The 12,652-nt window shown below is 70.2% G+C and carries 13 protein-coding genes; all 13 read left to right on the top strand.

Translation table 11 applies throughout. The features are described from left to right. Positions 1 to 21 precede the first annotated feature (21 nt). The 13 genes from ACWDTD_RS05995 (at position 22) to tsaD (ending at position 12,614) form a co-directional block, all read left to right on the top strand. A complete protein-coding gene (locus tag ACWDTD_RS05995) occupies positions 22 to 384 on the top strand; it encodes a hypothetical protein (RefSeq protein WP_449746155.1) in 363 nt (120 codons plus the stop codon). Then, positions 381 to 1,370, top strand: a complete 990-nt coding sequence (locus ACWDTD_RS05990) for a hypothetical protein (protein WP_449746154.1) — start codon at positions 381 to 383, stop codon at positions 1,368 to 1,370. Before ACWDTD_RS05995 ends, ACWDTD_RS05990 begins: the two co-directional genes overlap by 4 nt. Beyond that, entirely contained in the window at positions 1,367 to 1,624 is a 258-nt protein-coding gene (locus tag ACWDTD_RS05985; RefSeq protein ID WP_449746153.1) for a hypothetical protein, read from the top strand. The genes ACWDTD_RS05990 and ACWDTD_RS05985 overlap by 4 nt, the downstream gene beginning before the upstream one ends. Before the next feature lie 10 nt (positions 1,625 to 1,634). Then, on the top strand, positions 1,635 to 2,576 hold the full coding sequence (locus ACWDTD_RS05980; RefSeq protein ID WP_449746152.1) for a dienelactone hydrolase family protein: 942 nt from the start codon (positions 1,635 to 1,637) through the stop codon (positions 2,574 to 2,576). 6 nt (positions 2,577 to 2,582) lie between these two features. Continuing rightward, positions 2,583 to 4,445 carry a glutamine--fructose-6-phosphate transaminase (isomerizing) gene (gene glmS, locus ACWDTD_RS05975; RefSeq protein ID WP_449746151.1) on the top strand — a complete coding sequence of 621 codons (1,863 nt, stop codon included), beginning with the start codon at positions 2,583 to 2,585 and terminating at the stop codon, positions 4,443 to 4,445. 7 nt (positions 4,446 to 4,452) lie between these two features. After that, positions 4,453 to 5,910, top strand: a complete 1,458-nt coding sequence (locus tag ACWDTD_RS05970; RefSeq protein ID WP_449746150.1) for an NAD(P)H-hydrate dehydratase — start codon at positions 4,453 to 4,455, stop codon at positions 5,908 to 5,910. Positions 5,911 to 6,042: 132 nt separating this feature from the next. Then, positions 6,043 to 7,557, top strand: a complete 1,515-nt coding sequence (locus ACWDTD_RS05965) for an HNH endonuclease (protein ID WP_449746149.1) — start codon at positions 6,043 to 6,045, stop codon at positions 7,555 to 7,557. A 23-nt stretch (positions 7,558 to 7,580) separates the two neighbouring features. Next, positions 7,581 to 8,762 carry an alanine racemase gene (alr, locus tag ACWDTD_RS05960; RefSeq protein ID WP_449746148.1) on the top strand — a complete coding sequence of 394 codons (1,182 nt, stop codon included), beginning with the start codon at positions 7,581 to 7,583 and terminating at the stop codon, positions 8,760 to 8,762. Further along, a complete protein-coding gene (locus tag ACWDTD_RS05955) occupies positions 8,759 to 9,886 on the top strand; it encodes an alpha/beta fold hydrolase (protein WP_449746147.1) in 1,128 nt (375 codons plus the stop codon). The genes alr and ACWDTD_RS05955 overlap by 4 nt, the downstream gene beginning before the upstream one ends. Then, on the top strand, positions 9,883 to 10,341 hold the full coding sequence (gene tsaE, locus ACWDTD_RS05950) for a tRNA (adenosine(37)-N6)-threonylcarbamoyltransferase complex ATPase subunit type 1 TsaE (protein ID WP_449746146.1): 459 nt from the start codon (positions 9,883 to 9,885) through the stop codon (positions 10,339 to 10,341). The genes ACWDTD_RS05955 and tsaE overlap by 4 nt, the downstream gene beginning before the upstream one ends. After that, entirely contained in the window at positions 10,334 to 11,074 is a 741-nt protein-coding gene (gene tsaB, locus ACWDTD_RS05945) for a tRNA (adenosine(37)-N6)-threonylcarbamoyltransferase complex dimerization subunit type 1 TsaB (RefSeq protein ID WP_449746145.1), read from the top strand. The genes tsaE and tsaB overlap by 8 nt, the downstream gene beginning before the upstream one ends. After that, positions 11,071 to 11,568 (top strand): ribosomal protein S18-alanine N-acetyltransferase, encoded by a 498-nt coding sequence (gene rimI, locus ACWDTD_RS05940; RefSeq protein WP_449746144.1) that lies wholly within the window; start codon positions 11,071 to 11,073, stop codon positions 11,566 to 11,568. The genes tsaB and rimI overlap by 4 nt, the downstream gene beginning before the upstream one ends. Then, a complete protein-coding gene (tsaD, locus tag ACWDTD_RS05935) occupies positions 11,565 to 12,614 on the top strand; it encodes a tRNA (adenosine(37)-N6)-threonylcarbamoyltransferase complex transferase subunit TsaD (protein WP_449746143.1) in 1,050 nt (349 codons plus the stop codon). The genes rimI and tsaD overlap by 4 nt, the downstream gene beginning before the upstream one ends. Positions 12,615 to 12,652 lie beyond the last annotated feature (38 nt).

Genomic DNA, 12,652 nt, shown 5'->3' with positions numbered 1-12,652 from the left:
CGTTCGTGGGAGGGTCGGTCGATGGATCACGGGGAGTCCGGAAACCCGGGAGCGCCGAGCGGAATGCCGCCCGCACCGCTGGTTGTCGATGTCGATCAGGTCGACGCCGTCGCCTCGTTCTACCGACGCGCCGCGCTCGTGCTGTCGGCCGCCGGCGACGACATGGCGGTACATCACTTCGGCGGCTGGGCGGTGGGCCCGGGCTACCGGGCGCTCGGCGAGCGGTATGCGGTGATGAGCGCCGTGGTCGCCGACCGGCTGCGGGAGCAGGCGGCCGCCGCCGACGGTCTGTCGGAACTGCTCGGACGGGGGCTGGACGAGCTGGTCGACGCCGACGCCGCGCAGGCCCACCAACTCGGCGGCATCGCGGAGCGGGACACGTGAGCAGATCCGCGGATTCGCTTCCGGCGCTGCGGGATAGGGCACTGCAGGGTGTCGATGCCCTGGTGGAACTTCTCGGGGTGGGACGCAGCCTCGGACTGGTGGTGCCCGACGACGAGCAGATCCGGGCGCCGTTGCGGCGCATCGGCGACTTCGACGTCAACGGTCTGTCGGCGGACTCGCATCGTCTCGCGGCGGTGCACCGTGCGGTGTCCGATCAGCTTCATCGTCTACCTGAGCAGCAGGTGCGTCTCGACGACGGATGGTCGAGCGCATCGGGCGCCGCGGCGGTGGGGATCATCATCGAGCATCAGCGACGCGCGGAATCCGATCTCGATGTCCTGCGCACACTTTCGGAGGCCACCGGGGCTGCGGCGTCGGGCATCGACCGGATTCTGCGGACCTGGTATCTGGCGGTGGCGAGATGCTCGGCGCCCGTCGTGGCCGGGGTGCCGGTCGCAGAGCTTCCCGGTGCGATCCTCGTCGGCAAGGTGACGCTGCCCGTGGTGGCCGCCGACATCGGCTCGCGCGTCACGCTGCTGCAGTCCACCGCCGAGATCACATTGCGGAGTGTGGATCTCATTCTGGACACGCTCAACAGGGCCACCGAGGGGCTAGCGGCCACGGACGCCCACGCGCCTCGCACTCCGCCACCGGCCCCGCGCGCCGACATCATCGACCACGCACCGGTGGCCACCGTTGCGCCCGCCGACCCCGGCACCGGTTCCACCGACTCAGGTTCCACCGACTCCGGTTCCACCGACTCCGACGTGCCGCTGACCCTGCCCGGCACGGACGTGGCGCCGCAGGTCTCGGACGCCGCGCCCCCAGACCGAGAATCCGCAGACCGAGCACCCGCAGACCAAGCACCCGCAGACCAAGAACCCGAGCCGCCGGTCGAGCCGACGTCGATCGATTCGGGGCCGCGCGGGGCCGTCGACCCGGTGCCGCACCCCGACGGCGACCTCGCACTGGCAGGTGACCAGTGAATCTCGCCGATCAGATCGAGGGCATCACCCGCGACGCCACCGACCGCGTCGCCGCGGCCTCCCGCGCGTTCTCCCTGGCCCAGGCCGAACTCACCGAGCGCGCGTCCACCGAACGCCGCGACGCGAGTGCGGCGGCACGTCTGCGTGCGGAACTGCTCGACGACGCCGATGCCGCCGACGCGGCCACACCGCGCATCATGTTGCCCGCCGACGTGGCCGAGGCCAGTCCCCACCGGCACCCCGACACCCCCTAGGCTGATCGTTGTGTCCGGCAAGAAGCGCGCCAGCAAGCCGTCCCGGCCCCCGGCCAAGCTGATGAAGCAGCTCGCCACGCGAGGCCCCTACCGCGTGCTGCGCGGCAACCTGGGCATCGTCGGCATTCCCGGTCAGGTGTTCACCCCCGCCGAGGGCACCCGTCGCGCCGCGATCGCGTTCGGACACGACTGGCTCGTGGACAGTCGCCGCTACCGCGACCTGCTCTATCACTTCGCGTCGTGGGGATTCGTCGTGGTGGCACCCGACACGCAGACCGGGGCGGTCCCGTCGGATGTGGGATTCGCCGCCGACCTGCGGTCGGCCCTGTCGATCGTCTCGCACTACCCGCTCGGCACCGGGCAGGTCACCGTCGACCCGGATCGCACGGGACTCGTCGGCCACGGATTCGGTGCCGCCGCGGCGGTGATCGCCGCAGGTGATCGGCCACTGCTCGGCCAGGAACCCGCAGCCGTGTCCGGGCTGGTCGGTCTGTTTCCCGCGCCCACCACGCCGATGCTGCCCGCCGCCGCGGGCACCGTGACCGCACCGGGCCTGCTGCTCGCCGGTAGCGAGGAGATCGACAACGTCGACGCCAACGCGCTCTCGCTGGCCGGCGATTACGGCGGCGATGTGGTGTTGCGCACCATTCCGCAAGCGAGCCGTCGCGGCCTGCTGGAACGACGCACGCCGAAATCACTGCTCGGCATGAACGGCGCCGACAAGAAGACCCACACGGCGGTGCGGGCCATCACGACGGGATTCCTGCTGCACACACTGGACGGCGACGCCGAGTACGCGGCGTTCGCCGATCCCGACGAGATACTGGGCAAGACCACCGTCATCGACGTCGACGAGCCGCCGGAACAGCCGCTGGGACAGGTGTCGCGGCTGTTGGGCGCCAAACCGCGCACCCGAGCTCGCAAGCTGTTGCAAAAAACCCCGGTACGCTGACGACCTATGTGTGGAATCGTCGGATACGTGGGCAGGCGTGATGCCCTCGACATCGTCGTCGAGGCGCTGCGCCGGATGGAATACCGCGGGTATGACTCGGCCGGTGTCGCGATCCTCGACGGGCGGGGACACACCGCCATCGAGAAGAAGGCCGGCAGGCTGGAGAATCTCGACAAGCAGATCGCGACGGTGGGGCGGGAGGCCCTGGCCGGCACCACCGGCATGGGCCACACCCGGTGGGCCACCCACGGTCAGCCCACCGACCGCAACGCCCACCCGCATTCGAGCGCCGACGGCAAGATCGCCGTGGTGCACAACGGCATCATCGAGAACTACGGGCCGCTGCGCGCCGAACTCGAGGCCGCGGGCATCGAGTTCAGTTCCGACACCGATACCGAAACCGCGGTTCACCTGGTGGAACGCAACTACGCCACCGGGCCCACCGCAGGCGACTTCGTCGCCAGCACCTACGAAGCGCTGCGCGGCCTCGAAGGGGCGTTCACCCTCGTCTTCACCCACTCCGACCACCCCGACACGATCGTCGCCGCGCGCCGGTCCACGCCACTGGTGGTGGGTGTCGGGGACGGAGAGATGTTCGTGGGCTCCGACGTGACCGCGTTCATCGAGCACACCCGCGACGCGGTGGAACTCGGTCAGGACGAGGTGGTGGTGATCACCGCCGACGGCTACACGATCACCGACTTCGACCAGGACCCCCGCCCGGGCAAGCCGTTCCACATCGACTGGGATCTGGCCGCCGCCGAGAAGGGTGGCTACGACTTCTTCATGCTCAAGGAGATCGCCGAACAGCCCGCCGCTGTCGCCGACACCCTGCTCGGGCATCTGGTGAACGGTCACATCGTGCTCGACGAGCAGCGACTCTCCGACGACGACCTGCGCGACGTCGACAAGGTGTTCGTGGTGGCCTGTGGCACCGCCTACCACGCCGGCCTGCTGGCCAAATACGCCATCGAACACTGGACCCGGCTGCCCGTCGAGGTGGAACTGGCCAGCGAGTTCCGCTACCGCGACCCGGTGCTCGACCGGCAGACCCTGGTGGTGGCGATCTCGCAGTCCGGCGAGACCGCCGACACCCTTGAGGCCGTGCGCCACGCCAAGGACCAGAAGGCGCGCGTACTCGCGATCTGCAACACCAACGGTGCGCAGATCCCCCGCGAATCCGACGCCGTGCTCTACACCCATGCGGGCCCCGAGATCGGCGTGGCATCCACCAAGTGCTTCCTCGCGCAGATCGCGGCCGCCTACATGGTGGGTTTGGCCCTGGCGCAGGCCCGCGGCACGAAGTATGCCGACGAAGTGGCCCGCGAGTTCGGTGCGATGGAGGCCATGGTCGAGGCCGTACGCGAGGTCCTCGGCACCATGGAGCCGGTGCGTGACCTGGCCCGATCGCTGGCCCACCACAACACCGTGCTGTTCATCGGCCGCCATGTGGGTTATCCGGTGGCCCTCGAGGGTGCGCTCAAGCTCAAGGAACTCGCCTACATGCACGCCGAGGGTTTCGCCGCCGGCGAGCTCAAGCACGGGCCGATCGCGCTGATCGAGGACGGCCTGCCGGTCATCATCGTGATGCCGTCGGCCGACGGCCGTGCGGTGCTGCACTCCAAGATGATCAGCAACATCCGCGAGATCCAGGCGCGCGGCGCGCTGACCATCGTCATCGCCGAATTCGACGACGACACGGCACGCTCGGTCGCCGATCATTTCATCCCGATTCCCAAGACGCCGACACTGCTGCAGCCGCTGGTGTCCACCGTGCCGCTGCAGGTGTTCGCGGCCAGCGTCGCGCAGGCGCGCGGCTACGACGTCGACAAACCCCGCAACCTGGCCAAATCGGTCACGGTGGAATAGCACGGCGATGCCGGTTCGCTACCTCACCGCCGAGGCCGTCCGCGTGGCCGAGCGTGCCACCGGAGAGTTGCTGGCCAACGGCACCCTGATGCGGCGCGCGTCGCACGGCGTGGCGCAGGTGGTGGCCGGCGAGCTCAACCGGACAGGTGGCTGTTACGGACGCCACGTGGGTGTGGTGGTCGGTGCCGGCGACAACGGCGGCGACGCACTGTTCGCCGGTGCTGCACTCGCGCACCGCGGAGTGCGCGTCAGCGCGGTTCTGCTCGCTCCCGACAAGGCACACCCCGCGGGACTCGCGGCCTTTCGTGCGGCCGGTGGGCGAGTGGTCGGGGAAATGCCCGCGGGCGTCGACATCGTGATCGACGGGGTGGTGGGGATCGGCGGCCACGGACCGCTGCGTCCCCCCGCGGCCGCGGTGTTCGAGGCGCTCGATCCGGCCACGACGGTGGTGGCCGTCGACCTGCCGTCGGGTGTCGACGCCGACACCGGTGAGGTCCACCGGCCCGCGGTACGCGCCGACATCACCGTCACATTCGGGGCGCTGCGCAACCTGCATCTGCTGGCCGCACCGCAGTGCGGACGCGTCGAACTCGTCGACATCGGCCTGCCCGAGGACGCCGACGGAGAACCGACCACCGGCGGAGGCAGCGCGGCGGTGCGGCTGTACTCGCTGCGCGACTCCGAGGTCGCCGAGGCGTGGCCCGTCCCCGGCCCCCACGACGACAAGTACACCCAGGGCGTGGTCGGCGTGATCGCCGGATCGCACCGCTATCCGGGGGCGGGGATTCTGTGTACCGGGGCAGCGGTCACCGCGACGTCGGGGATGACCCGCTATGTCGGGTCGGCGCACGCCGAGGTGGTGGAGCACTTCCCGGAGGTGGTCGCGGTCCCGGCGTTCGCCGATGCCGGTCGGGTGCAGGGCTGGGTGATCGGGCCCGGCGCGGGCACCGACGACGACGCGGTCGACCTGCTGCGCACCATCCTGGCCACCGAACTGCCGGTACTCGTGGACGCCGATGGCCTGACGGTGCTCGCCGAACACCCGGAGCTGGTGCGCGGCCGCGACGCCCCGACACTGCTCACCCCGCACGCGGGCGAGTTCGCGCGGCTCACCGGAGAGCCGGTCGGCGCCGACCGGTTGGGCGCGGTGGCCGGGCTCGCGCGCCGCTGGGGTGTCACCGTGTTGTTGAAGGGACGCGTGACGCTGGTTGCCGAACCGGACGGCACCGTGTTCGGCAACGACGCGGGCACCTCGTGGGCGGCCACCGCCGGTGCCGGCGATGTGCTGTCGGGGATCGCGGGTTCGCTTCTGGCAGCAGGACTTCCGCCGATCTGGGCGGGTGCCTGCGCGGCGCGGGTGCATGCACGAGCCGCGTCTTTGGCCAGCGGGGGAGCGCCCATCGGTGCCTCGACGCTGCTCGCCGGGCTGCGTCCGGCGATCAGGGCGTTGCGCACGAGGACGTGAGAGCACGTTGGCCGCGCCGCGGACGATTCGCGAGACGAGGATCTGCGCGAGGCCAGCTCGTTCGGTCGGGGTCTTATCCACAGGCCGTGGTCGCGGACTCGAATTGTCGGTAGTGAGAGCTATTGTGAACATGTGTTCGATTACGGCAACTCGGAGGAAGACTTGGCACGCATTGCGCGTGCCGGGTCCGACGAGTTGTGCGATGCCGGTGTCGAGGCGCAGCGCCTCGAACGGCAGGCGTGTGCCCGCAAGATCATGACGGCGGTGCGCGTCGCCGCGCTCGTCTTCGATCAGGTGATGGACCTGTGCGAAGGCCGTAATGTCAACGCCCTGCCGGAAAAGGCTGCGCTGCGGGAGGTTTCGATCCGGTTCGGGGTGTCGGTGTCGGTGGCCGGCAAGTGGATCGCCCTCGGCGAGGGGCTGCGGGACATGCCCGTGGTGCTCGATGCATTTCTCGACGGTGACCTCTCCGAACACAAAGCGCGGATTCTGACCGACGTCCTCGAGTGCGTACCCGATGACAAACGCGACCTGCTGCTCGACGCCGCACTGAGTTGGGCCACGGCCGCCACCACCGGCTCCGAGCTGCGGGAGAAGCTCGACGAGATGGTGATCGCGTTCGATCCCGAACTGGCCGCCGAGCAACGCCGCGAATTCGCCAAGCAGCAAGACGTCCGCATCCGCAAGGAGGCGCACGGCCATTGGAACATCGACGCCATGGTGCCGTTGGAAGACGGGATTTTCGCGAAACAGCGCCTGGCCGAGATTATTTCGCGCAGCGTCTGCCCCGACGACCCGCGCCCCCTCGGACAGCAGCGGGTGGCGGCACTCGGAGCGATGATGCGCGGCGAGTCCTCCATACCCTGCGCATGCGGCCGCGACGACTGCCGGAAAACCCCGCACACCGCAGACTCGGACACCGCAGACTCGGACACCGCAGACTCGGACACGGCAGATCCGGACACCGCAGACTCGGACACCGCAGCGCCCTCGACGGAGCTCTCGGTCGTCGCCACCCAGGCGGTGGTCAGCGTGATCGTCGACGCGCCAACACTGCTCGGTCGGTCCGGGGAGATGGTCCCGTTCGTGGAGGGTTACGGCGTCATCGACCCCGATCTGGCACGAACCATCGCCGCCGACGCCACCTGGCAAGCGCTGCACCGCGCCGGTGCCGTGGAACCCGGTATCCGCAAAGGCCGCCCACGGCGTGCGGGCACCATCGCCCCCACGCACCTCGTCAGCGGCGGCCCCATCGTCGTGCGCTCACGCCCACCCAACGAGATCGACCTCGCTTCCCTGTCGCCGATTGACCCGAGCGGGCACGGCGGACTACACACACCGACCCCCGGGGCCCTGGTGTACCAACCGGGCACGGCGATCCGCCGCGAGGTGCACCTCTCGGATCGGCGCTGCCGCGGACCGTTCTGCGATCAGCCGGCCTCGTCGTGTCAGTTGGATCATGTCGTGCCCTTCGACCACGAGAATCCGCTGGCAGGCGGCTGGACCATCCCGGATGACCTCATCCCGCTCTGCATACCGTGCCACCAGGTCAAACACCTCGGAATCTGGATTCCGACGCTCTACCCCGGCCGTATCGTGGTCTGGCGGCACCGCGACACCGGCGAGATCGTCGTGACCCATCCCTGAGACGGTCTGGGACAATAAACGCGATGACCACTTCAGATCTGCCGCCCGCGGCCCTGACCGCCACCGTCGACCTCGACGCGATCGCCCACAACATCGGTGTGCTGCGTGCTGCGTCCGGGACCGACATGATCGCCGTGGTCAAGGCCGACGCCTACGGGCACGGAGCGGTCCCGGTCGCGCGGGCGGTACTGGCCGCGGGCGCCGCCGAACTCGGTGTCGCGCACGTCGCCGAGGCGCTGGCCCTGCGTGGCGCGGGCATCGATGCGCACATCACCGCCTGGCTGCATCATCCGAACACCGACTTCGACGCCGCCATCGCCGCCGACATCGACATCGCGCTCTCGTCCCGCCGGCAATTGGCCGCACTGATCGCGGCGGCCGAACGAACGGGCGCCACCGCAACCGTGACCGCCAAGGTCGACACCGGGCTCAACCGCAGCGGCGTGGCCGCCGACGAATGGGCCGACTTCGCCGACGACCTCGCCAAGGCCGCCGCCGACGGCTCGGTGCGGGTGCGCGCGATCATGTGCCATCTGGCACGCGGAGACGAGCCCGACCATCCGCTGAACTCGGCCCAGGCGCAGCGCCTCGACGATGCCGCCGCCGACCTCGTCCGGCTCGGCACCCCGGCCGAGGTGATGCACATCGCGAATTCGCCTGCGGCGCTGACCCGCCCGGATCTCGCGCGCGACCTGATCCGGCCCGGCATCGCACTGTACGGGGGTGCCCCGATCCCCGGCCGCGACTTCGGATTGATCCCGGCGATGACCCTGCACGCCGAAGTCGTGCTGGTGAAACGGCTCGCGGCGGGGGAGGGCGTGTCGTACAGCCACACCTGGGTCACCGACCGCGACACCGTGATCGCGGTGATCCCTGCCGGATACGCCGACGGGGTGCCGCGCGTGTTGTCGAACCGCCTCCGGGTCATGATCGGGGGCCGCTCGTTCCCGCAGGTCGGGCGAATCTGTATGGACCAGTTCGTGGTTGACCTCGGACCCGATGGTGGCGGTGTGGCCGAAGGCGATACAGCCGAACTGTTCGGCACCGGCGCCGCCGGCGGCCCCACCGCACTGGACTGGGCGGCCGCGAGCGACACCATCGACTACGAGATCCTCACCGGCATCGGCGCCCGCGCACGGCGCGAGTACGTCGGTGGAGTGATGGGCGGAGTGACGGGCGGCCGCGCGCCGGTGGGGCAGCGGTGAACAACTCCGAGAGACTCGGTGTGGTGGCCGGGATCGCGGGTCTGGGCGCGCTCGGCGGTCTCGCCGCCGCGAGTGTGTCGCGGACCGCGGCCCGTCGCCGCCGTTATTCGGCCGACGATCCCTGCGCCGGAATCGATTTCACCGCGATCTACGCCGACGAGGCATCCACGGTGACCACCGATGACGGCCTGGCGCTCGCGGTGCGCACCGTCGATCTGGGCGGCCTGACCCATACCGACACCCCCGAACTCACCGTGATCTTCGTCCATGGGTTCAGCCTGCGTATGGCGGCGTGGCACTTCCAGCGATTCGATCTGGCCGACATCTGGGCCGATCGCCGCATCCGCATGGTGTTCTTCGACCACCGCGGACACGGCAAGAGCGAAGCCGCACCACCCGAGACGTGCACCATCACGCAAGTCGCCGACGACCTCGCCGCCGTGATGCGGACGGTGGCCCCGCGAGGGCCGATACTGCTGGCCGGGCACTCCATGGGTGGCATGGCGCTGATGGCGCTCGCGAGGCGCCACCCCGAATTCTTCGAACCGTCGGGACCGGTGGTGGGGGTGGCGCTGATCGCCACCGCGGCGCGTGGGCTCACCGAGGCCGGCTTGGCGCGCGGCCTGCGCAATCCGTTGGTGGACGCGTTCCGGGCGACGGTGCGCCACACGCCGCGGGTGATCGAGGCCGGACGCGACCTCACCCGGCTCGTGCTGGAACCCGTGCTCGTCTCCGCCAGTTTCGGTCCCGACTTCCACAGCCCCACCGCCGGCCGTGCGGTGGAGAAGATGATCCAGAACACCCCGATCTCGACGGTGGTGAGTTTTCTGAACACGCTGGAACAACATGACGAATCGATGGGACTGCCGGTGATCGCGCGCGTCCCCACCGCAGTGGTGTGCGGTACCGCCGACAAGATGACGCCGCTGCCCAACTCGTTGCACATGTACGGCGAACTCGGCGACGACTCCCGCCTCGACGTGGTGGAGGGGGCCGGACACATGGTGCTGATGGAGACACCCGACCGGGTGACCGACGCGATCGCCGATCTCGCCGAACGTGCCCGCGCCGCACAACCGCAGCCGCACCGGCCGTGGTACGCGGCACTGAGGCGGCGAGGATGACGCCGATCCCGCCCGAGCAACGCCGCGATCTACCCGACGTGGCCGACACGGAGTTGCTGGGACGCGAACTGGGACAACAGCTCAATGCCGGAGACCTGGTGATCCTCGACGGTCCGCTCGGGGCGGGCAAGACGGCGCTGGCGCGTGGGATTGCCGCCGGACTCGGCGTGATCGGCCGGGTTTCGTCGCCGACCTTCATCATCGCGCGCGAACACAAACCGGGCGGCGCGGGAATGCCGGGCATGATCCACGTCGACGCCTACCGGTTGGGCGGCCTCGACGAACTCGATGCCCTCGACCTCGACACCGACCTCGACGACGCGGTGGTCGTGGTCGAATGGGGCGAAGGGGTGGCCGAGCGGCTCGCCGACCGGCATCTGCTGGTGCGGCTGCGACGTGACCCCGACACCGATGTGCGGCACGCGAAATGGGGATGGGTGAGCGGACATGAGTGAGCACGAGCCCCCGGCGGTCCGCACCGTGCTGGCCGTCGACACCGCCACCGATGCGGTGGTGACCGGGGTGGCCACCATCGGTGTCGGGGGCGTGGGGGATACCGATGACGCCGTCGCGGTGCTCTCCGATCGCGGCATCACCGATCACCGCCGCCACGCCGAACTGCTGACCACGCTGATGTCGGAGGCGCTGGCCGTCGCCGGGGTGCGCCGCGACCAACTCGACGCGGTGGTGGTCGGCTGCGGTCCGGGCCCGTTCACCGGACTGCGCGTCGGCATGGCCACCGGCGCCGCCTTCGGTGATGCACTCGGACTGCCGGTGTACGGCGTGTGCTCGCTCGACGCGATGGCCGCCGACGCGGCCCGGCACACCCCGCGCGCGTCGTCGATCCTGGTGGTCACCGACGCACGCCGGCGTGAGGTGTACTGGGCGCGCTACCGCGACGGGCATCGGGTCCACGGCCCGGAGGTGGCCGCCCCCGCCGACGTCGCTGTAGCGCTGTCCGCGGAGCCCGCCGATGTGGTCGCCGGTTCGCCCACACATCTGGCGGCGTGCGGCTGGACGGGCGAACCGCCGCTGCTGACGACGCCGACCGTGACCGGACTGGCGGCCGCCGCGGCACCCGCGCTGCTGGTCGGTGCCAGTCCGGAACCCCTTGTGCCGCTGTATCTCCGGCGACCCGATGCGGTGGAACGCAAGGATCAGCGCGTCCAGGAGGTGACCCCGCGATGACCACCGGTGAGCTGCTCATCGACCGGCTCGACTACCCCGACATCCCGCGGTGCGCCGCCCTTGAGCGCGAGATGTTCAGCGGCGACTCACCCTGGCCGGCGTCGGCATTCCGCGCCGAACTCAACGCCCCGCACAACCAGTACTTCGCCGCGCGCGACACCCCCGGTGGCGAGGTGGTGGGCTATGCGGGGATCTCCACCCTGGGCAGCGACCCGGATTTCGAATGTGAGATCCACACCATCGCCGTGGCCCCGTCGCACCGTGGCCGCGGCTACGGCCGGGCACTGCTGGCCGAGATGCTCGCGGTGGCCGATGCCGCCGACGCGCCGGTCTACCTGGAGGTGCGCACCGACAACGACACCGCGATCGCACTCTACGAGCGCCACGGGTTCGTCCGGCGAGGAATCCGCCGCAACTACTATCAGCCCTCCGGCGCGGACGCCTACACCATGGCGCGCCCGTCGGTGTCCGGACGGGCAGGTGATCCCGCATGATCGTGCTGGGTGTGGAGAGTTCGTGCGACGAGACCGGGGTGGGCATCGTCCGGTGGCATCCGGCCGGCGACACGACGCCCGGACACGTCACCCTGCTCGCCGACGAAGTGGCCTCCAGTGTCGACGAGCACGCGCGCTTCGGTGGCGTGGTGCCCGAGATCGCCTCGCGCGCGCATCTGGAGGCGATCGTGCCCACCATGCGCCGGGCGTTGCGCGCCGCGGACATCGAGCGGCCCGATGCCGTCGCCGTCACCATCGGCCCCGGACTCGCCGGTGCACTGCTGGTGGGTGTGGCCGCGGCCAAGGCGTATGCGCTGGCGTGGGACGTGCCGCTGTATGCGATGAACCACCTCGGCGGGCACGTCGCGGTGGACACCCTCGAACACGGGCCGATGCCCGAATGCGTGGCGCTGCTGGTGTCCGGCGGGCACACGCATCTGCTGCACGTCACCGATCTCGCCGACCCCATCGTCGAACTCGGCACCACCGTCGACGACGCCGCCGGTGAGGCCTTCGACAAGGTGGCGCGTCTGCTCGACCTCGGCTTTCCGGGCGGCCCGGCGCTGGACAAGGCTGCGGCACACGGCGACCCGCACGCCATCGAGTTTCCGCGCGGCATGACCGGGCCCCGCGACGCCCGCTACGACTTCTCGTTCTCCGGGGTGAAGACGGCCGTGGCCCGCTATGTGGAGAAGTGTCGCCGCGACGGCATCGAGGTGCCCGTCGCCGACATCGCCGCGTCGTTTCAGGAGGCGGTGGCCGACGTGCTCACGCTCAAGGCGGTGCGTGCGTGTACCGACCTGGGGGTCGACACCCTGGTGCTGGGAGGCGGAGCGACGGCCAACTCACGGATCCGGTCGCTGGCGGCCGAACGGTGCGCGGCGGCAGGCATCACCCTGCGTGTCCCCACGCCACGACGGTGCACCGACAACGGCGTGATGATCGCGACGCTGGGTGCCCATGTCATCGCCGGTGGCGCGGCCCCGTCGCCGCTGACGGTCGCCACCGATCCGGGCATGAGCGTGCAGGTGTCGCAGTACCGGTGATGCCGTCCGCGCGAGCGCGGCTGGGATGACCGCCGTGG

Source organism: Gordonia sp. NPDC003425 (genome assembly GCF_053588635.1).
The sequence above is the reverse complement of the archived record's forward strand: the minus strand, read 5'-3'. Positions and strand labels throughout refer to the sequence as shown.